Genomic DNA, 16868 nt, shown 5'->3' with positions numbered 1-16868 from the left:
CAGAAACCGTTATGCCTATTCGGCGGGCTTGGCCTGCTGCATCAGCTCCATGGCCTGCAGCAGCTTCGCGGCCTGCTCGGGATTGTCCAACTGGGTGGAAAGGTAGGAGGCCTTCTGGGCCATCTCCATGATCATGGTGCCCATGACCATGCGCTTGGACTTGGCGGGCAGATTCTCAAGCTCGGCCATGCGGACATCCATGGCGCCGACCTTGGTGGCGATGCCTTTGATGTCGGTACCCAGGACGTTGATGTTCTGGTTCGCCTTGAAAAAGAGCACGCCGGCCAGCAGAACGGCCAACAACGCCAGAAGCAGGGCCATGCGGCTGATATCCTGCGACGTCTTGGCATTGAGATCATTGATCGAAGTCACCTCGGTCTCCTTGCTGTTGCGGTAACTTTCCATGGATACGATCTTCTCCTCAGGCTTCATCTATGGTCCTCCTTGGATATGGCGGAGTTGGGCCGGCATACGATGCGCGGTTCTTTCAAATCTCATGTTTTGGGGTCGATGTCCAGAAGCAGGGCGGCTGTCCATTTCGGCTCAGATCAGCCGGAGACGGCCTGCCGGTGCGGGTTGGTCCAGCACGCGACCGACCGTGGCGGCAAGATCCCCGCCGTCGGCGAGCGCCGCGCGGACCTCGTCGAGCAGTCCGGGCGGCACGGCCAGCAGCAACCCGCCGGAGGTCTGCGCGTCGAACACGATGTCCAGGTGCCCCTGCTCCACACCGTCCCCCTGCTCAACCAGGGAGGAGAAATGCTTCCTGTTGGCGTGGCTCCCGGCCGGGACGAACCCTTGGGTCGCGAGACCCACGGCGGCCTCCAGTACGGGAATATCCCTCACCTTCAACTCGATCGCCAGGCCGGAAGCCTTGGACATCTCAAGGGCGTGCCCGCCCAGCCCGAAGCCGGTGATGTCGGTGGCGGCCTTGAGCCCGAAGCGACGGATCACTTCGCCGGGGACGGCGTTGAGGCGGGAGGCGACCTCCCAGAGCCGCTGTTCGTACTCCTGGGAGCCCGGAATGTTGGCCTTCACGGCCGTGGCCAGGATGCCGGTGCCGACGGGCTTGGTGAGCACCAGCACATCGCCCGGGCGGAGCCCACGGTTGGAAGCGAAGGCGTCGGGGTCGACGATGCCGCTCACAGAGAGGCCGTACTTGACCTCCTTGTCGTCCACGCTGTGCCCACCGGCCAGCACAGCGCCCGACTCCCGGATCTTGGAGAGGCCTCCGCGCAGGATCTCCTTGAGGATGCCCAGGTCCATACAGTTGGCCGGGAAGCAGACGATGTTCATGACCGAATAGGGCTCGCCGCCCATGGCGTACACGTCGGAAAGGGAGTTGGCCGCCGCGATCTGGCCGAAACGGAAGGGATCGTTGACCACTGGCGTGAAGAAATCCAAGGTCTGGATCAGGCATTTGCCCGGCGGAAAGCGCAATACGGCGGCGTCCTCGTTGTCTCCGGCACCGGTGAGCATCCGAGGGTCTTGGGGGCCGGAAAGTCCGGCCAATACGTCCTCCAGGACCCCTGGAGGTAGCTTGGCGGCTCAACCGGCCGCGCGAACCCCATCCACAAGACGTACGGGCTGGGGCATGGAAGGCATCATCGTGGTCGGCTCCTATTTGCTCAGGAAATCGAGGAAGTAGCGCATGGCCGGGAACACATACCGCTTTGCGTTCTGCACGATGGAGAAGCTGCGCTGCATGGACATGCCCTCCACAACCACGGGCAAGAGGTCGCCGCGGTCTATGAAGCTCTGCACTGCGAAACGTGAGGTCACGCACAGCCCAAGGCCGTAGTAGGCGCATTGCACCACGGATTCCTGCGTGCGGGCCTCGATGGAGGCGTCCAGGCCGCGGATGTCTATTCCCAGGTTGGCCAGAGACTGATCGAAGGCCTTGCGCGTGCCGGAGCCGAGTTCACGCAGGACCCAGGGCCAGTTCCTCAGCTCGTCGGGATGCAGGCGGACCGTCCCGTCGGAGAAATGCTCCATGATCCCCGGGAGGTTCGGGGAAACCGCGATGAGCAGCGTGTCCTCGATGAGGGGGGTGAACAGCAGGTCCGGGTCGTTGTTGGACGAGCCGACAACACCAAGGGACAGCTCGCCGGAGGAGACCTTGCCGATGATCTCCTGGGAGTCGCCTACGGTGAGGCGCACACGCACATCAGGGTAGCGGCGAGTGAATTCAGCGAGATATTTCGGCAGGATGTAGGTCGCAGGGATCGTGCTGCCACCCACGAGAATCTCGCCGGCGATCTTCTTCTGCAGCAGACTGATCTCCGCCTTCGCATTCTCGAGCGCTGCGAAAACCTCCAGGGAGTGCCGGTAGAGGATTTCTCCGGCCTGGGTCGGGAGGATGGTCCGGCCAAGGCGGTCAAACAGTTGGGTGGAGAGCTCCTGCTCAAGCGAGAGCACGTGCGCGCTGATGGTTGGTTGCGAGAGGAACAGCTCCTGCCCGGCCTTGGAAAAGCTGCCCAGTTCATACACCTTGCGGAAAGCTTCAAGACGGCGGATATCCATGACGAAAATCCTTATGATAGACTTTCTCTATGGACTAGCACAAAAAAAACGGAGCGGCAATTGCCGCTCCGTCAGGTAGACTATCCGATGCGTGGGAACTAGGCGTTGGCAGCGCTCTCGGCGGGGGCGGCCTCGGCGGTCTCGAGCTGGGTCAGCTCGATGACAGCCATGGGGGCGCAGTCGCCGACGCGGGGCAGGCCGAGCTTGTAGACCCGGGTGTAGCCGCCGCCGATGCCCTTGAAACGAGGGGCGATCTCGTCGAAGAGCTTCTTCACCAACTGATGGTTTTCCAGCACCTTGTAGGCCAGGCGGCGGGAATGAACGTCGTCGCGCAGACCAAGGGTGATCAGCTTGTCGGCGTCCTTGCGCAGTTCCATGGCCTTGGTTTCGGTGGTCTTGATGCGGCCGTAGGTCAGAAGAGACCGGACCATATTGCGGAACATGGCCTTGCGGTGGGAACTGGTCCTACCGAGTTTGACTCCAGCTTTATTATGCCTCATTGGTCTGCTTCCTCTTCAGCCATTCCTGGTATTTCTGTTCGAAGTTCTCGATGCGCATGCCGAAATCGAGGCCCAGCTCCTCCAGAACGCGGCGGATCTCCTCGAGGGATTTCTTGCCGAAGTTCTTGGTCTTGAGCATCTCGTGTTCGGACTTCTGCATCAGCTCGCCAACGAGGGTGATGTTGGCGCTCTTGAGGCAGTTGGTCGCACGGACGGACAGCTCCAGTTCGTCGATCGACTTGAACAGGTTCGGGTTCAGGTCCATGTCGTCGCCGCCGCGCGTGCCCTCGGTCTCGGATTCCTTCTCGTCGAAGTTGATGAAGACCGTGAGCTGATCCTTGAGGATCTTGGCGCTGTAGGCGATGGCGTCCTCAGGCGTGACTGAACCGTCGGTCCAGACGTCGAGGATGAGTTTGTCGTAGTTGGTCATCTGGCCCACGCGAGCCTGGTCCACCGTGTAGGAGACCTTCTTCACCGGGGTGAAGCTGGAGTCCATGGTGATCAGCCCGATTTCCTGGCCCAGGTTCTCGTGCATGTCGGCCGGAACGTAGCCCTTGCCCATGCGCACCTCGAACTCCATGGTCAGCTGACGGGAGTCGGAGAGGGTGCAGATGTGCTGCGTGGGGTCGAGCACGGTCACGTTCTGGTTCGTGGTGATATCCCCGGCGGTGACGGCCCCCTGCTTGTTCACGGACAGGACGAGCCGCTGGGGATCGTCCGTGGTCATGGCGAGGCGGACAAGCTTGAGGTTGAGGATGACGTCGGTGACATCCTCGATGACGCCAGGGATGGTCGTGAACTCGTGCTGTACGCCTTCGATGCTCACGGACACGATGGCCGCGCCCTGAAGGGAGGAAAGCAGCACACGGCGCAGGGCGTTGCCCAGCGTGGTGCCGAATCCGCGCTCCAGGGGTTCACAGGTGAACCTGCCGAAAGTCGAGGTGGACTTGGGGTCCCGGACAAGTTTCTCGGGACGGACCAACTCGGACCAGTTGCGCGTGTTGATGAGCCTGTCGCCTGTACGAATGAGCATTGTATCCTCTTACTTGGAGTACAGTTCGACGATGAGCTGCTCGTTCACTGCCAGCTGGATGTCTTCGCGGCTGGGCAGGGCGTTGACCTTGCCCTTGAAGGCCGCGCCGTCAACCTCAACCCAGGTGGGGGTGCCACGGCGGGCGATAACCTGCTGGGCCTCCAGGATGATGGGGGACTGACGGTTTTTCTCGCGGACTTCAACCACGTCGCCCACCTTCACCTGGATGGAGGGGATGTTGACGCGGCGGCCGTTGAGCACGAACAGGCCGTGCCGAACGAGCTGGCGGGCCTGGTCGCGGGAGTTGGCGAAGCCCATGCGATAGACAACGTTGTCCAGTCGGCGCTCCAGGTTGATGAGCAGGTTGGCGCCGGTGACGCCCTTCTGGCGGTCAGCCTCGGCGAAGTAGCTGCGGAACTGCTCTTCGAGAATGCCGTAAACGCGGCGAGCCTTCTGCTTTTCACGAAGCTGAACGGCGTAGTCGCTCATCTTCTTGCGGATGCGGCCGTGCTGGCCAGGCGCGTAGGGACGGCGCTCGTAAGCGCACTTGTCCGTGAAGCAGCGATCACCCTTCAGAAACAGCTTGGCGCCTTCGCGGCGGCAGAGACGGCACTTGGGTCCGGTATAGCGAGCCACTGTGATGTTCCTCCTGAACTAGACCCGGCGCCGCTTCGGAGGACGGCAACCGTTGTGGGGGATGGGGGTGACGTCACGGATGAAGCTCACCTTGAAGCCAGCGGCGTTGATGGCGCGCATGGCGGCCTCACGGCCGGAGCCGGGGCCCTTCACGAAAATGCCGACGGTGCGCATGCCGTTGTCCTGCGCCTTGCGGGCGGCAGTCTCGGCGGCGACCTGCGCGGCGAAGGGGGTGGACTTGCGGGAGCCCTTGAAACCGGCGCCGCCGGAGGTGGCCCAGCTCACCACGTTGCCCCTGGGGTCCGTGAAGGTGATGATGGTATTGTTGAAGGTCGCCTGAATGTGGGCAACACCAACCGGGATGTTTTTCTTTTCTTTCTTGCCGGTACGGCGCGGTCTAGCAGCCATGGTGAATCCTCTATGGGTAAATAACGCGCGAGGCGGTTATTTCTTCTTCTTGGCCATCACAGCGCGGCGCGGGCCCTTGCGGGTGCGGGCGTTGGTGTGAGTGCGCTGGCCGTGGACGGGCAGGCCCTTGCGGTGCCTCAGGCCCCTGTAGCAGCCGATGTCCATCAGCCGCTTAATGTTGGCGGTCACTTCCCGACGGAGGTCGCCTTCAACCTTGTGGTTGGCTTCGAGCTCCTTACGGATCGTGTTGACTTCCTCGGAAGTGAGGTCATCGGACTTCTTGGTCCAGTCCACGCCGGTGGCGTCCAGAACTTTCAGAGCGGTGGTGCGCCCGACACCGTAAATGTAGGTCAGGGCGATATCCATGCGCTTGTTCCTGGGCAGATCGACTCCAGCAATACGTGCCACGTTTCGTTACCTCACTTATCCCTGACGCTGCTTGTGCCGGGGATTTTCACAGACCACCCTCAGGACGCCGTGGCGACGGATGATCTTGCATTTCGGACAAAGCTTCTTAACCGAGGGCCGAACTTTCATTTGATCTCTCCCACAAATGGGTATGGCCTACGCCTCGGGGCGTCGGCTCAGAATCTTGGGTCCGTCGTTGGTGATCACAACCGTATGCTCGAAGTGGGCGGCAAGGGAACGGTCCTTCGTGACCGCAGTCCACTTGTCAGCGAGGATTTCCACCTCGGGGCCGCCCACCGTGACCATCGGCTCGATCGCCAGGGTCATCCCTGGCTTAAGAGCCACGACTCCAGCCCCGGAGGGTACGAAGTTCGGAACTTCAGGCTTCTCGTGAAGACTGCGTCCAATCCCGTGGCCAACGAACCGTCTTACAACAAAGTACCCCTGGCTTTCAACATATTTTTGAACAGCCAGCGATATATCGTACAGGTTGGCTTCCGCCCGGGCCATTTCGATACCAGCATAGAGCGATTTCTCCGTGACATCCAGCAGCCGCGCCACGTCAGGAGAGACCTCTCCAACAGGAATGGTCCTTGCGGAGTCGCCATAGAAGCCGTTGTAAACGACTCCCATATCGAAGGACACGATGTCCCCCTCCTTGAGCTCGCGCTCGGAGGGGAACCCGTGCACAACTTCCTCGTTCACCGAACAGCAGAGCGCGAAGGGGTAGCCAAGGTAGCCCTTGAAGGCCGGGCGGACCTTGAAGTCTTCGCACATCTGCAAGGCCAGGTTCTCGAAGGCCATGGTTTTGACCCCCGGGCGCACAGCCTTTTCCAACTCGTCAAGGATCTCGGCGACGATGCCGCCGGCCTTGCGCATGATCTCGATTTCGGCATCGTTCTTGACGAAGATGCCGCGATATTTCTTCAACCTACGCCCTGCCCTTGATGCGGCCCTTGGCCAGCAGGCCTTCGTACTGCCTGCTGATCATGTAGGACTCGATCTGGCTCATGAAGTCCATTGCGACGCCCACGACGATCAGGATGCTCGTGCCGCCGAAATAGAAGGGGACGTTGAACTGGGCAATCAGGAACATGGGCAGCACACAAACCGAGGAGATGTACAGCGAGCCCCACAAAGTAAGGCGCGCCAGCACCCTGTCAAGGTACTCCTTGGTCTTCTGGCCAGGCCTGATGCCGGGCACGAAACCGCCCTGCTTGCGGATGTTCTCCGATATCTGCTTGGGATCAAAGATGATCGCCGTGTAAAAATAGCAGAAGAAGATGATCATGCCGATGAACAGGACGTTGTAGATGATGGAACTCGGGCTGAACCACTGCGCGATCATCTGCACCCATTCAGCCTGGGAGAAGTTGGCGATCGTCGCGGGGAACAGGAGGATCGAGGACGCGAAAATGGGCGGAATAACACCGGCGGTGTTGATGCGCAGCGGCAGATGCGTGGTCTGTCCGCCGTACATCTTCCGGCCCACCATACGCTTCGCGTATTGGATGGGAATGCGGCGCTGGCCGCGCTCCATGAACACGATGGCGACGAGCACGGCGGCCATGACCGCAACCAGCAGCAGCAGAACCAGAAGGCTCATTTCGCCCTGGCCGACCAGCTTGAAGGTATTGATGAGCGCGCGCGGAAGCCCGGCCACGATACCCGCGAAGATGATCAGGGAGATGCCGTTGCCGATGCCCTTCTCGGTGATCTGCTCGCCCAGCCACATCAGGAAGACGGTGCCGGCGGTCAAGGTCATGACGGTCATGAACTTGAAGCCGAGTCCGGCATGGAGCACGAGCGGAGCGCCGGTGGGGCTCGTCATGTTCTCAAGCCCGACCGCGATGCCGAAGCCCTGGATCAGGGTGATCAGCACCGTGCCGTAGCGGGTGTACTGGGTGATCTTTTTGCGGCCTTGGGCCCCCTCCTCCTTCTGCAGCCGGCCCAGTTCGGGGCTGACCACGGTCAGCAGCTGCATCACGATGGAGGCGGATATGTAGGGCATGATGCCCAGGGTGAAGATGGAGAGCTTGTTCAGGCCGCCGCCGGAAAACATGTCGAACAGACCAAGAAGGGTGTTCTTGGAGCTGTCGAAGAAATCCGCCAACGCGAGGGGATCCACGCCCGGAACCGGGACATGGATACCCAAGCGGTAAACGGCAAGAAGCGCGAAGGTCCAGAAGATCTTCTTTTTAAGCTCCGGCAAACGCGCCAGATTCTCCACGCCTTGAAGTGCCACGTTAGCCTTCCGTCACGATTTCCAGGGCCTTGGCGGTGCCGCCGGCCTTGGTGATCTTGTCCTGAGCGGACGCACTGAACTTGTGGGCCTCGATGGTCAGGGCCTTGTCCAGGTCGCCGTTGGCCAGCACCTTCACCAGGTTGCCGCGGGCAACCAGGCCGCGATCATAGATGGCTTCCAGGGTGATCTCGGCGGTGTTGGGGAACGCCTCGACGAGACGGTCCAGGTTCACCGGGGAATAGCTCACCTTGAAGGGGTTCTTGAAACCGCGCTTGGGCAGACGACGCTGGATAGGCATCTGGCCGCCCTCGAAGCTGGGGCGGACGCCGCCGCCAGCGCGAGCGTTCTGGCCCTTGTTGCCCTTGCCGGCGGTGCAGCCCTGACCGGTGCCGCGGCCGCGGCCCAGGCGCTTGCGCTGCTTGCGCTCCTCGGGGAAAGGATAGAGTTCGTGCAGTTGCATGCTATTTCACCTCAACCAGGTGAGAAACTTTGAAAATCATCCCACGCACGTCAGGCGTGTCCGGCAGGGTCTTCTCCTGGCGGATGCGCTTGAGCCCCAAGGCCTCCAAAGTGGCCTTCTGCTTGGGATTGCAGCCGATCTTGCTCTTGACGAGCGTGATGGTCACTTGCCCGCTCATGTGCTTATTTCCTCGGGGTTTCCAGGGACCGGCCGCGAAGCTCGGAGACCTGCTCCGCGCTACGCAGCGAAGCGAGACCGGCAACTGCCGCCCTGAGGACGTTGTGGGGATTGTTGGTGCCGATAGCCTTGGTGAGGATATCGTGCACGCCAGCGGCTTCCATGACGGCGCGAACAGGACCGCCAGCGATGATGCCGGTACCCTTGGAAGCGGGGATCAGCACAACGCGGCCGGCGCCGAAGCGGCCCATGACCTGGTAGGGCAGAGTCCCGTCCAGCAGGGGGATCTTGACCATGGACTTCCTGGCCTGTTCCGTGGCCTTGCGGATGGCCTCGGGGACCTCGTTGGCCTTGCCCAGGCCGTAGCCCACGGAGCCCTTGCCGTCGCCAACGACAACCAGAGCGCTGAAGCTGAACCGGCGGCCGCCCTTGACGACCTTGGCCACGCGGTTCAGCGAGACGATCTTCTCGATTTGAGTCAGTTCAGACTGTTCCATAGCGTGCCTCGTTAGAACTTGAGTCCACCCTCACGGGCGCCGTCGGCCAAAGCCTTGATGATCCCGTGATAGAGGTAGCCGTTACGATCGAAGACCACGCTCTCGATGGCCTGGGCCTTGGCCTTGGCAGCCACTTCAAGACCGACTTTCGTCGCGCTGGCCTTGTTGCACTTCAGAGACTCACCGGCCTTCACAAGCGCCAGGGAGGAAGCGGAAACCAGGGTCTGGCCGGTTTCGTCGTTGATGATCTGCGCGTACGTGTGCAGGTTGGAGCGGTAGACGACCAGCCTGGGACGTGCAGCGGTACCGGAGATTTTCTTGCGGATGCGCACCTTGCGGCGCATGCGCGCGGCTTGCTTGGTATGCTTCATGGCCAGGCCCCTTACTTCTTACCGCCAGACTTGCCGGCCTTGCGGCGAATCTGCTCGTTTTCGTACTTGATGCCCTTGCCCTTGAAGGGTTCAGGCGGACGCACGCGGCGCAGGGTGGCGGCCACTTCGCCGACCATCTGCTTGTCGATGCCGGAGAGGGTCAGCTTGTTGCCTTCCGCCTTGGCTTCGACACCGGCCGGAAGAGGATACTCGACCGGGTGGGAGAAGCCGACGGTGAGCACCACGGACTTTCCGGAGACCTGCACCTTGTAGCCGACGCCGATGACCTCAAGGGTCTTGGTGAAGCCCTTGGTCACGCCCTCGATGCAGTTGGAGAGCAGGGTGCGGCGCAGGCCGTGCTGGGCACGAGCGATGCGGGTATCGTCCAGGCGCTCCACACGCAGCACGCCGCCTTCGATCACGAGATTGATCTTGGGGTGCGTGGGCGTGGAAAGGGCGCCCTTGGGGCCTTTGACATTCACCATATCGGCGGTGATCTGAACATCGACGCCGCTGGGGATGGTGATTTCTTTCTTGCCTATGCGCGACATGGCTCTTCCCCTTACCAGACTTCGCAGAGCAGTTCGCCGCCCACGTTGGCGCTCTTGGCGGCGATGCCGTCCATGATGCCGTGCGAGGTGGACAGAATGCAGATGCCAAGTCCATTCTGAACGCGGGGAATGTCGTGCGCCCCCACGTAGATGCGCCGGCCAGGCTTGCTGACACGCTTCAGGCCGGAGATGATGGGACGGCCCTTGGCGTACTTGAGCGAAATGACGAGATCGCGCTCTTCGACGGCAAATTCTTCAATGTAGCCCTGATCCTTCAGAATCCCGGCCATCGACTCCTTCATTTTGGAGTGCGGCATGGAGACCTTCTTATGCAGCGCGTGGTACGCGTTGCGGATGCGGGCCAGCATATCGGCGATTGGATCGGTCACGGACATGTCGGCCTCCTACCAGCTCGATTTCCTGACACCAGGCAGTTCACCAGCCAGGGCCATGTTACGGAAGCAGATACGGCAAATGCCATACCGGCGAAGGAACGCCCGGGAACGGCCGCAAATGGGGCAGCGGTTGTAGGCCCGGGACGAAAACTTGGGCTTGCGCCGGGCTTTCACCTTGAGTGACGTGCGTGCCACGGTCGTATCCTCCTACTTTCTGAAGGGCATGCCGAGCAGATCGAGAAGAACCTTGCCTTCCTTATCGCTCCCGGCGGTGGTGACGATGGTGATGTTCATGCCCTTGACACGTTCGACCCGGTCAACGTTGATCTCGGGGAAAATGGTGTGCTCCTTGATGCCCAGGGTGAAGTTACCCCGGCCGTCAAAGCCCCTGTCGGGGACGCCGCGGAAGTCGCGGACGCGAGGAAGGGCGAAGTTGACCAGTTTGTCGAAAAAGTCCCACATGCGTTCATGGCGAAGCGTCACCCGGCAGCCGACAGGCTGGTTCTCGCGCAGCTTGAAAGCGGCGATGGACTTCTTGGCCCGGGTGATGACGGCCTTCTGACCGGCAATGGTGGTAAGCTCGGCCACGGCCTCGTCGATGAGCTTGGAGTTCTGCGAGGCTTCGCCAAGTCCGATGTTCAGGGAGATGAACTTGAACTTGGGAATCTGCATGGGCGACTTGTACCCGAACTCCTTTTGCAAGGCCGGAACGACCTTCTCGGAGTAGATTTGTTCGAGGCGAGTCATTGATTGATTCCCTTTAGCTGATGACTTCGTTGCACTTCTTGCAGAAGCGGAGTTTCTTGCCGTCTTCGGTGTACTTGTAGCCGACGCGGGTCGGCTTGGCGCAAGCGTCGCAGAGCAGCGCAACGTTGGAGAGGGCCAGGGGGGCCTCCTTCTCCTCGATGCCGCCGGCCTGGCCGGCGTAGGGGTTGCCCTTGCGGTGACGCTTCACGACGTTCACCTTTTCCACCAGGATACGGTCAGTCTTGGGGAGAACGCGCAGGACCTTGCCGATCTTGCCCTTGTCCTTCCCGGCGATGACCATCACCTTGTCGTCCTTGCGGATGCGATACGTTTTCATAATGACCTCGAAGCCTCGCCTCTACAGGACCTCAGGGGCCAGGGAGACGATCTTCATGAAGTTCTTCAGGCGAAGCTCGCGGGCCACGGGTCCGAAGATGCGGGTGCCGACAGGCTCCATCTGCGCGGTGAGCAGCACGGCGGAGTTGTTGTCGAACTTGATGTAGGAGCCATCGGGGCGACCAACTTCTTTCTTGGTGCGCACGATGACGGCCTTCATCACCTGGCCTTTCTTGACCTTCGAGTGGGGCATGGCTTCCTTGACGGAAACGACGATGATATCGCCCACCGAGGCGTAACGGCGGCGGGAGCCGCCGAGCACCTTGATGCAGGCCACTTTCTTGGCACCGGAGTTGTCGGCGACGTCGAGGACGGATTCTACCTGGATCATTTCGCCTTCTCCATGATCTTCACCAGATGCCAGCGCTTGCGGGCCGACAGCGGGCGGTGCTCGATGATCTGCACCTTGTCGCCGATGCCGCAGTCGTTCATCGGGTCATGGGCCATGAACTTCTTGCGGCGGCGGATGTACTTCTTCACCAGGGGGTGCTTGACCAGGGTCTCGACGCGCACGACGATGGTCTTGTCGCACTTGTCGGAGACCACGATGCCGGTCAGCACGCGGCGGTTGCTTTTATGCTCTTCCATGATTTCCTACCTGCCGCTGTTCTTTTGGGTCAGCACGGTCTGGATGCGAGCGATGTCTTTCTTCAGCTCGTTCAGACGGTGGGTCTTTTCCAACTGGGCCGTGGCGTGCTGGAAGCGTAACTTGAAGAGCTCCTCCTGGGACTGGGAGAGCTTCTCGGCAAGCTGGGCGGCGTCCAGATCGCGCAGTTCTTTGGCTTGCAACATGGCTAGACAAGCTCCTTGGTGACGATCTTGGTCTTGATCGGCAGCTTGTGCTGAGCGCGCTTCAAGGCCTCGACCATAACTTCCATCTCCACGCCGCGGACTTCGTAGAGCACGCGGCCGGGCTTCACCGGGGCGCACCAGCCCACCGGGGAGCCCTTACCGGAACCCATGCGGACTTCGGCGGGCTTCGAGGTGACCGGGAAGTCGGGGAACACGCGGATCCAGACCTTACCGCCACGCTTGATGTGGCGCATGATGGCCACACGGGCGGCCTCGATCTGCTGGCTGGTCAGCTTGCCGTGCTCCAGGGCCTTGATCCCCACCTCACCGAAGGAGATGGTGGTGCCGCCGGTGGCGGGACCGTCAAGACGGCCTTTCTGGCGCTTGCGGAATTTCGTTCTGTTAGGGGAGAGCATTATTGTTCAACCTCGCTATCGAGAATCTCGCCCTTGAATATCCAGACCTTCACGCCGATCACACCATAGGTGGTCTTGGCGGTGGCCAAACCGTAGTCGATATCGGCGCGCAGGGTGTGCAGGGGCACCCGGCCGTCGCGGTACCACTCGGAGCGGGCGATCTCGGCGCCAGCCAGGCGGCCGGCGCAGAAAACCTTGATGCCTTCGGCGCCGAACTTGCGGGCCAGGCCCACGGTGCGCTTCATGGCGCGGCGGAAGGCCACGCGGCGCTCCAGCTGCAGCGCGATGTTCTCGGCGACCAGCTGGGCGTCGATCTCGGGGCGGCGGATCTCGTTGACCTCAACCGCGAACTCGCGGCCGAAGCGCTTCTTGAGGTCGGCGCGAACCTTTTCGATCTCGGTGCCCTTGCGGCCGATGACGATGCCCGGACGCGCGGTGTGGATGATCAGCTTGATCTTGCCGCCAGCGCGTTCGATCTCGATCCGGGAAATGCCCGCGTGGAACAGGGAGGACTTCACAAACTTGCGGATGTTGCTGTCCTCGTAAACAAATGCAGGGTATTCCTTCTTGGCGAACCAGCGGGAATTCCAAGTCTTGTTGTAGCCCAGGCGGAAGCCGTACGGGTGGACTTTCTGACCCATGCCCCCTACTCCTTCTCTTCCTCGACCACCACGGTGATGTGGCTGGTACGCTTGAGGATTTTGTTGGCTCGGCCCATGGACCGCGGCATGATGCGCTTCCAGGTGGGCCCTTCGTTCACGATGACGTCCTTAACCTTCAGGGTGTCCACATCGGCGGACATCTGCTCGGCGTTGGACAGGGCCGAATGCAACACCTTGCCGATGATCACGGCGGCCTTCTTGGGCGTGAACTTGAGGATGTTCATGGCATCCTCGACGCCCCGGCCCTTGATGACGTTGGCCACCAAGCGTGCCTTCTGAGGAGACACCCGGATGTATTTGGCGATGGCTTTGGCTTCCATTGCTTAGGCTCCCCTACTTCTTACCCTTGGTCTTCTTATCCGCGGCATGGCCGTGGAACGTGCGGGTAGGCGCGAACTCGCCCAACTTGTGTCCCACCATGTTTTCGGAAACGAAGACCGGGATGAACTTGCGGCCGTTGTGGACGGCAAAGGTGAGGCCAACCATTTCGGGAAGAATGGTGGACCGACGGGACCACGTCTTGATGACGCGGCGATCCTGGGTCTCGTTGGCCTTCTCCACCTTCGCGGCCAGGTGGCCGTCCAGGAAGGGACCTTTTTTGAGCGACCGAGGCATGTTCTACGCTCCTACTTCTCGTTGCGGCGTTTGACGATGAGCCGCGACGAGGCCTTCTTGCGATTTCTGGTCTTGTAACCCTTGGTCGGCATACCCCAGGGCGAAACGGGGTGACGGCCGCCGGAACTCTTGCCTTCGCCACCGCCATGCGGGTGGTCGACAGGGTTCATGGCGACGCCGCGGACTTCGGGGCGCTTGCCAAGCCAGCGGTTGCGGCCGGCCTTGCCGATGCTCACGTTCTCGTGGGTCACGTTGCCCACCTGGCCGACGGTGGCGATGCAGGCGGCCAGGACGTTGCGCACTTCGCCGGAGGGCAGGCGCAGCAGGGCGTGCTTGCCTTCCTTGGCGACGAGCTGGGCGTAGGTGCCGGCGGCGCGGCACATCTGTCCGCCGCGGCCCGGGCTCATCTCGATGTTGTGCAGCAGGGTGCCGACGGGCATCTTGAACATGGGCAGGGCGTTGCCGGGACGGATGTCGGCGGTTTCGCCGGACACCACGGTGTCACCGACATTTACGCCAACCGGCGCGAGAATGTAGCGCTTCTCGCCGTCCGCATAGTGCAGAAGGGCGATGCGGGCGGAGCGGTTGGGATCGTACTCGATGGTGGCGACCTTGGCCGGAATGTTCATCTTGTCGCGGCGGAAGTCGATCTCGCGGTAACGGCGCTTGTTGCCGGCTCCACGGCGACGGGAAGTGATGCGGCCCTGGTTGTTGCGGCCGGACTTCTGGCTCAGGCCCTTGGTGAGGGACCTCTCCGGCTTGGCGGCGGTGATTTCCGCGAAGTCGGAGACCGTCTGGAAACGACGGCCAGCGGAAGTGGGTTTCAGCTTACGGACGGCCATGGCTTTAGACTCCCTCGAAGAATTCGATCTTTTCGCCCTCGGCCAGGGTCACGTAGGCTTTCTTGTAGCCGGGGACATGGCTGGTGGGGCGGCCGTGGCGGGCGCGTTTCAGGGGGCGCCGACGAACCACGTTCACCTCGGTGACTTTCACCTTGAAAGCCTCCTCGACAGCAGCCTTGATCTCGATCTTGTTGGACTGCGGGGCGACGAGGAAGATGACCTGGTTGGACTCTTCCTTGGCCTTGGTAGCCTTCTCGGAGATCAGAGGCTTCAAAAGGATGTTCACGTAGCTCATGGCTATTTCAACCTCTCCTGAACGGCTTGAGCTGCGCCCTGCACCATCACCAGTTGGGGGTGCTTGAGCAGATCGTAAACGTTCAGCATATCCTGCCGAACGACCTTGATGCCCGGCAGGTTCCGGGCGGAGAGCTCGACATTGTTATTCGAATCGTTCAGGACGATCAAGGCTTTTTTCAGCCCGAAGTTGCCGGCCAGACCAGCGAACAGCTTGGTCTTGATCTCGGGCAGCTCCAGCTTGTCCACCACGATCAGGGCCTGTTCGGCAACCTTGGTGGAGAGGGCCATGCGCAGGGCCAGGGCCTTGATCTTCTTGTTGACCTTGAACTCGTAGCTGCGCGGCTGCGGACCGTGCGCGATGGCGCCGCCCTTCCAGATGATGGAGCGCTTGGCGCCGGAACGAGCGCGGCCGGTGCCCTTCTGGCGCCAGGGCTTGGAGCCGGAGCCGGACACGGTCGAGCGGGTCTTCACCATGTGGGTGCCGGCGCGCTTGGCGGCCAGCTGGGAGCGGACCACGAGGTGCAGGATCTCGGGGCGCACAGACACCTCGAACACCTCGGAGGCCAGATCCATCTGCCCCACTTCCTTATTGGTCTGATCAAAAACTGTGACGGTGGCCATGTCCTACCCCTGCTTGCGGATCATCACCAGGCCGTTGCGATGGCCGGGGACCTGGCCCTTGACCAGGATAAGGTTGTTCTCGGGCCGGACGTCGAAGATCTCAAGGTTGATGCAGGTCACGGTGCGAGCACCCATGTGACCGGCCATCTTCTTGCCCTTCATGACCTTGCCGGGTTCCGTGTTATGACCGATGGAGCCGCCGGAACGGTGGGCCTTCTCGGTGCCGTGGGTGGCGCGGAGGCCGCCGAACCCGTGGCGCTTCATGGGGCCCTGGAAGCCCTTACCGATGGAGGTGCCGGTCACCTTGATCTTGTCGCCGGGGACGAAGATCTCGACGGTGATGTCCTGGCCGGCCTCGTAGCCTTCGGTGGAGTCCAGGCGGATTTCGCGCAGGACGTTGTAGAACCCCTTGCCGGCCTTGGCCTGGTGGCCGCGCTCGGGCTTGTTGAGGTCCTTCTCCTCGCGGGCGTCGAACCCGATCTGGAGGGCGGCGTAGCCGTCCTTCTCCTGGGTCCTGATCTGCATCACCGGACAGGGGCCGGCGGCGATGACCGTCACCGGGACCACCGAGCCGTCATCGCTGAACACGCGGGTCATGCCCAGTTTGCGGCCGATGATGCCAAGGGTTTTCTTGGCCATGATACTCTACCCCTTCCTTTAAAGCTTGATTTCGACATCGACGCCGGCGGGCAGCGAAAGCTTGCCCAGGGCATCGACGGTCTGCTGCGTCGGTTCAAGAATGTCCAGCAGACGCTTGTGAACACGCATCTCGAACTGCTCGCGGGACTTCTTGTCCACGTGCACGGAGCGGTTGACCGTGGTCTTGTGGATGTTGGTGGGCAGAGGAATAGGCCCGGCAATGCCCGCGCCAGTGTTGCGCGCGGTATCCACAATCTCGGCCACGGCCTTATCCAGAATGCGATAATCGTATGCCTTGAGCTTGATCCGGATGCGATCGCTGTTCATTGCAATATTACTCCATGATCTCGGTCACGACGCCCGCGCCGACGGTGCGGCCACCTTCGCGGATGGCGAAGCGCAGACCGGTCTCCATGGCGATGGGGGCGATGAGCTCGACGTTGAAAGTGGCGTTATCGCCAGGCATGACCATCTCCACGCCTTCGTTCAGGGTCACCACGCCGGTGACGTCCGTGGTGCGGAAGTAGAACTGAGGACGGTAGCCCGAGAAGAACGGGGTGTGGCGGCCGCCCTCTTCCTTGTTCAGGATGTAGACCTCGGCCTTGTACTTCTTGTGCGGGGTGATGGAGCCGGGCTTGGC

At 61.6% G+C, this 16868-nt stretch carries 33 protein-coding genes; all 33 read right to left on the bottom strand.

Translation table 11 applies throughout. The features are described from left to right. Positions 1–15: 15 nt before the first annotated feature. Complete coding sequence (locus tag MLE27_RS16585) at positions 16–432, bottom strand: hypothetical protein (RefSeq protein WP_243313532.1); 417 nt, start codon at positions 430–432, stop codon at positions 16–18. A gap of 111 nt (positions 433–543) precedes the next feature. Continuing rightward, a complete protein-coding gene (selD, locus tag MLE27_RS16580; RefSeq protein ID WP_243313570.1) occupies positions 544–1593 on the bottom strand; it encodes a selenide, water dikinase SelD in 1050 nt (349 codons plus the stop codon). A gap of 24 nt (positions 1594–1617) precedes the next feature. Beyond that, positions 1618–2520, bottom strand: a complete 903-nt coding sequence (locus MLE27_RS16575; RefSeq protein WP_243313531.1) for a selenium metabolism-associated LysR family transcriptional regulator — start codon at positions 2518–2520, stop codon at positions 1618–1620. A gap of 98 nt (positions 2521–2618) precedes the next feature. After that, a complete protein-coding gene (rplQ, locus tag MLE27_RS16570; protein WP_243313529.1) occupies positions 2619–3020 on the bottom strand; it encodes a 50S ribosomal protein L17 in 402 nt (133 codons plus the stop codon). Next, a complete protein-coding gene (locus MLE27_RS16565; protein ID WP_243313528.1) occupies positions 3010–4053 on the bottom strand; it encodes a DNA-directed RNA polymerase subunit alpha in 1044 nt (347 codons plus the stop codon). The genes rplQ and MLE27_RS16565 overlap by 11 nt, the downstream gene beginning before the upstream one ends. A 9-nt stretch (positions 4054–4062) precedes the next feature. After that, on the bottom strand, positions 4063–4689 hold the full coding sequence (rpsD, locus tag MLE27_RS16560) for a 30S ribosomal protein S4 (protein WP_243313525.1): 627 nt from the start codon (positions 4687–4689) through the stop codon (positions 4063–4065). Positions 4690–4707: 18 nt separating this feature from the next. Further along, positions 4708–5097: a 30S ribosomal protein S11 gene (rpsK, locus tag MLE27_RS16555; protein ID WP_027190532.1), complete on the bottom strand. Its 390-nt coding sequence runs from the start codon at positions 5095–5097 to the stop codon at positions 4708–4710. Positions 5098–5133: 36 nt separating this feature from the next. Then, positions 5134–5505: a 30S ribosomal protein S13 gene (gene rpsM / locus MLE27_RS16550; RefSeq protein WP_243313523.1), complete on the bottom strand. Its 372-nt coding sequence runs from the start codon at positions 5503–5505 to the stop codon at positions 5134–5136. Between the two features lie 15 nt (positions 5506–5520). Further along, on the bottom strand, positions 5521–5634 hold the full coding sequence (gene rpmJ / locus MLE27_RS16545) for a 50S ribosomal protein L36 (RefSeq protein ID WP_084502162.1): 114 nt from the start codon (positions 5632–5634) through the stop codon (positions 5521–5523). Positions 5635–5661: 27 nt separating this feature from the next. Next, complete coding sequence (gene map / locus MLE27_RS16540) at positions 5662–6435, bottom strand: type I methionyl aminopeptidase (protein ID WP_243313521.1); 774 nt, start codon at positions 6433–6435, stop codon at positions 5662–5664. Position 6436: 1 nt separating this feature from the next. Beyond that, positions 6437–7750, bottom strand: a complete 1314-nt coding sequence (secY, locus tag MLE27_RS16535; RefSeq protein WP_243313519.1) for a preprotein translocase subunit SecY — start codon at positions 7748–7750, stop codon at positions 6437–6439. Between the two features lies 1 nt (position 7751). After that, the gene (rplO, locus tag MLE27_RS16530; protein WP_243313517.1) at positions 7752–8210 is read right to left on the bottom strand and encodes a 50S ribosomal protein L15; all 459 of its coding nucleotides are present in this window, start codon (positions 8208–8210) and stop codon (positions 7752–7754) included. A gap of 1 nt (position 8211) precedes the next feature. Then, positions 8212–8388 (bottom strand): 50S ribosomal protein L30, encoded by a 177-nt coding sequence (rpmD, locus tag MLE27_RS16525; protein ID WP_243313514.1) that lies wholly within the window; start codon positions 8386–8388, stop codon positions 8212–8214. A 4-nt stretch (positions 8389–8392) separates the two neighbouring features. Then, positions 8393–8884 carry a 30S ribosomal protein S5 gene (gene rpsE / locus MLE27_RS16520; protein WP_243313512.1) on the bottom strand — a complete coding sequence of 164 codons (492 nt, stop codon included), beginning with the start codon at positions 8882–8884 and terminating at the stop codon, positions 8393–8395. A gap of 11 nt (positions 8885–8895) precedes the next feature. Then, entirely contained in the window at positions 8896–9255 is a 360-nt protein-coding gene (rplR, locus tag MLE27_RS16515; RefSeq protein WP_243313510.1) for a 50S ribosomal protein L18, read from the bottom strand. Positions 9256–9266: 11 nt separating this feature from the next. Next, positions 9267–9806 (bottom strand): 50S ribosomal protein L6, encoded by a 540-nt coding sequence (gene rplF, locus MLE27_RS16510; protein ID WP_243313508.1) that lies wholly within the window; start codon positions 9804–9806, stop codon positions 9267–9269. 11 nt (positions 9807–9817) lie between these two features. Further along, positions 9818–10201, bottom strand: coding sequence for a 30S ribosomal protein S8 (gene rpsH / locus MLE27_RS16505; protein ID WP_243313506.1), 384 nt, complete (start codon positions 10199–10201; stop codon positions 9818–9820). A gap of 9 nt (positions 10202–10210) precedes the next feature. Continuing rightward, a complete protein-coding gene (locus MLE27_RS16500) occupies positions 10211–10396 on the bottom strand; it encodes a type Z 30S ribosomal protein S14 (protein ID WP_243313504.1) in 186 nt (61 codons plus the stop codon). 12 nt (positions 10397–10408) lie between these two features. Then, positions 10409–10948 (bottom strand): 50S ribosomal protein L5, encoded by a 540-nt coding sequence (rplE, locus tag MLE27_RS16495; RefSeq protein ID WP_243313502.1) that lies wholly within the window; start codon positions 10946–10948, stop codon positions 10409–10411. 13 nt (positions 10949–10961) lie between these two features. Beyond that, positions 10962–11285, bottom strand: coding sequence for a 50S ribosomal protein L24 (rplX, locus tag MLE27_RS16490; RefSeq protein WP_243313500.1), 324 nt, complete (start codon positions 11283–11285; stop codon positions 10962–10964). A gap of 21 nt (positions 11286–11306) precedes the next feature. Continuing rightward, complete coding sequence (gene rplN, locus MLE27_RS16485; protein ID WP_243313498.1) at positions 11307–11675, bottom strand: 50S ribosomal protein L14; 369 nt, start codon at positions 11673–11675, stop codon at positions 11307–11309. Then, on the bottom strand, positions 11672–11932 hold the full coding sequence (gene rpsQ / locus MLE27_RS16480; RefSeq protein ID WP_243313496.1) for a 30S ribosomal protein S17: 261 nt from the start codon (positions 11930–11932) through the stop codon (positions 11672–11674). The genes rplN and rpsQ overlap by 4 nt, the downstream gene beginning before the upstream one ends. Before the next feature lie 6 nt (positions 11933–11938). Further along, a complete protein-coding gene (gene rpmC, locus MLE27_RS16475) occupies positions 11939–12133 on the bottom strand; it encodes a 50S ribosomal protein L29 (protein ID WP_243313568.1) in 195 nt (64 codons plus the stop codon). Between the two features lie 5 nt (positions 12134–12138). After that, positions 12139–12552, bottom strand: coding sequence for a 50S ribosomal protein L16 (gene rplP, locus MLE27_RS16470; RefSeq protein ID WP_243313493.1), 414 nt, complete (start codon positions 12550–12552; stop codon positions 12139–12141). Next, positions 12552–13193, bottom strand: coding sequence for a 30S ribosomal protein S3 (rpsC, locus tag MLE27_RS16465; protein ID WP_243313492.1), 642 nt, complete (start codon positions 13191–13193; stop codon positions 12552–12554). Before rpsC ends, rplP begins: the two co-directional genes overlap by 1 nt. A gap of 5 nt (positions 13194–13198) precedes the next feature. After that, on the bottom strand, positions 13199–13534 hold the full coding sequence (gene rplV / locus MLE27_RS16460; protein WP_243313490.1) for a 50S ribosomal protein L22: 336 nt from the start codon (positions 13532–13534) through the stop codon (positions 13199–13201). A gap of 13 nt (positions 13535–13547) precedes the next feature. Then, on the bottom strand, positions 13548–13829 hold the full coding sequence (gene rpsS / locus MLE27_RS16455; RefSeq protein WP_243313488.1) for a 30S ribosomal protein S19: 282 nt from the start codon (positions 13827–13829) through the stop codon (positions 13548–13550). An 11-nt stretch (positions 13830–13840) separates the two neighbouring features. Further along, on the bottom strand, positions 13841–14671 hold the full coding sequence (gene rplB, locus MLE27_RS16450) for a 50S ribosomal protein L2 (protein ID WP_243313486.1): 831 nt from the start codon (positions 14669–14671) through the stop codon (positions 13841–13843). 4 nt (positions 14672–14675) lie between these two features. Further along, positions 14676–14966: a 50S ribosomal protein L23 gene (rplW, locus tag MLE27_RS16445; protein ID WP_243313484.1), complete on the bottom strand. Its 291-nt coding sequence runs from the start codon at positions 14964–14966 to the stop codon at positions 14676–14678. Between the two features lie 2 nt (positions 14967–14968). After that, a complete protein-coding gene (rplD, locus tag MLE27_RS16440) occupies positions 14969–15589 on the bottom strand; it encodes a 50S ribosomal protein L4 (RefSeq protein ID WP_243313482.1) in 621 nt (206 codons plus the stop codon). A gap of 3 nt (positions 15590–15592) precedes the next feature. Then, complete coding sequence (gene rplC / locus MLE27_RS16435) at positions 15593–16228, bottom strand: 50S ribosomal protein L3 (protein ID WP_243313480.1); 636 nt, start codon at positions 16226–16228, stop codon at positions 15593–15595. Between the two features lie 18 nt (positions 16229–16246). Beyond that, entirely contained in the window at positions 16247–16555 is a 309-nt protein-coding gene (gene rpsJ / locus MLE27_RS16430) for a 30S ribosomal protein S10 (protein WP_173086773.1), read from the bottom strand. A gap of 7 nt (positions 16556–16562) precedes the next feature. Then, positions 16563–16868: EF-Tu C-terminal domain-related protein (locus MLE27_RS16425; protein WP_480017372.1), on the bottom strand; the 306-nt coding region annotated here is incomplete at its 5' end.

The sequence above is a fragment of the Fundidesulfovibrio agrisoli genome, assembly GCF_022808715.1.
GTDB classification, from domain to species: Bacteria; Desulfobacterota; Desulfovibrionia; order Desulfovibrionales; family Desulfovibrionaceae; genus Fundidesulfovibrio; species Fundidesulfovibrio agrisoli.
This window is presented reverse-complemented; position numbering and strand designations above follow the sequence as displayed.

Coding starts and splice junctions, on each gene's coding strand:
- rpsQ (WP_243313496.1), bottom strand. CDS start 11,932: ATGGAAGAGCATAAAAGCAACCGCCGCGTGCTGACCGGCATCGTGGTC.
- rplF (WP_243313508.1), bottom strand. CDS start 9,806: ATGTCGCGCATAGGCAAGAAAGAAATCACCATCCCCAGCGGCGTCGAT.
- rplX (WP_243313500.1), bottom strand. CDS start 11,285: ATGAAAACGTATCGCATCCGCAAGGACGACAAGGTGATGGTCATCGCC.
- MLE27_RS16565 (WP_243313528.1), bottom strand. CDS start 4,053: ATGCTCATTCGTACAGGCGACAGGCTCATCAACACGCGCAACTGGTCC.
- rpsE (WP_243313512.1), bottom strand. CDS start 8,884: ATGGAACAGTCTGAACTGACTCAAATCGAGAAGATCGTCTCGCTGAAC.
- rplN (WP_243313498.1), bottom strand. CDS start 11,675: ATGATCCAGGTAGAATCCGTCCTCGACGTCGCCGACAACTCCGGTGCC.
- MLE27_RS16585 (WP_243313532.1), bottom strand. CDS start 432: ATGAAGCCTGAGGAGAAGATCGTATCCATGGAAAGTTACCGCAACAGC.
- MLE27_RS16575 (WP_243313531.1), bottom strand. CDS start 2,520: ATGGATATCCGCCGTCTTGAAGCTTTCCGCAAGGTGTATGAACTGGGC.
- rplR (WP_243313510.1), bottom strand. CDS start 9,255: ATGAAGCATACCAAGCAAGCCGCGCGCATGCGCCGCAAGGTGCGCATC.
- rpsS (WP_243313488.1), bottom strand. CDS start 13,829: ATGCCTCGGTCGCTCAAAAAAGGTCCCTTCCTGGACGGCCACCTGGCC.
- rplW (WP_243313484.1), bottom strand. CDS start 14,966: ATGAGCTACGTGAACATCCTTTTGAAGCCTCTGATCTCCGAGAAGGCT.
- rpmD (WP_243313514.1), bottom strand. CDS start 8,388: ATGAGCGGGCAAGTGACCATCACGCTCGTCAAGAGCAAGATCGGCTGC.
- rplE (WP_243313502.1), bottom strand. CDS start 10,948: ATGACTCGCCTCGAACAAATCTACTCCGAGAAGGTCGTTCCGGCCTTG.
- rplQ (WP_243313529.1), bottom strand. CDS start 3,020: ATGAGGCATAATAAAGCTGGAGTCAAACTCGGTAGGACCAGTTCCCAC.
- rplP (WP_243313493.1), bottom strand. CDS start 12,552: ATGCTCTCCCCTAACAGAACGAAATTCCGCAAGCGCCAGAAAGGCCGT.
- rplV (WP_243313490.1), bottom strand. CDS start 13,534: ATGGAAGCCAAAGCCATCGCCAAATACATCCGGGTGTCTCCTCAGAAG.
- rpsH (WP_243313506.1), bottom strand. CDS start 10,201: ATGTCCGTGACCGATCCAATCGCCGATATGCTGGCCCGCATCCGCAAC.
- rplO (WP_243313517.1), bottom strand. CDS start 8,210: ATGCAACTGCACGAACTCTATCCTTTCCCCGAGGAGCGCAAGCAGCGC.
- rpsC (WP_243313492.1), bottom strand. CDS start 13,193: ATGGGTCAGAAAGTCCACCCGTACGGCTTCCGCCTGGGCTACAACAAG.
- rpmJ (WP_084502162.1), bottom strand. CDS start 5,634: ATGAAAGTTCGGCCCTCGGTTAAGAAGCTTTGTCCGAAATGCAAGATC.
- rplB (WP_243313486.1), bottom strand. CDS start 14,671: ATGGCCGTCCGTAAGCTGAAACCCACTTCCGCTGGCCGTCGTTTCCAG.
- rpsK (WP_027190532.1), bottom strand. CDS start 5,097: ATGGCTGCTAGACCGCGCCGTACCGGCAAGAAAGAAAAGAAAAACATC.
- rpsJ (WP_173086773.1), bottom strand. CDS start 16,555: ATGAACAGCGATCGCATCCGGATCAAGCTCAAGGCATACGATTATCGC.
- rplC (WP_243313480.1), bottom strand. CDS start 16,228: ATGGCCAAGAAAACCCTTGGCATCATCGGCCGCAAACTGGGCATGACC.
- rplD (WP_243313482.1), bottom strand. CDS start 15,589: ATGGCCACCGTCACAGTTTTTGATCAGACCAATAAGGAAGTGGGGCAG.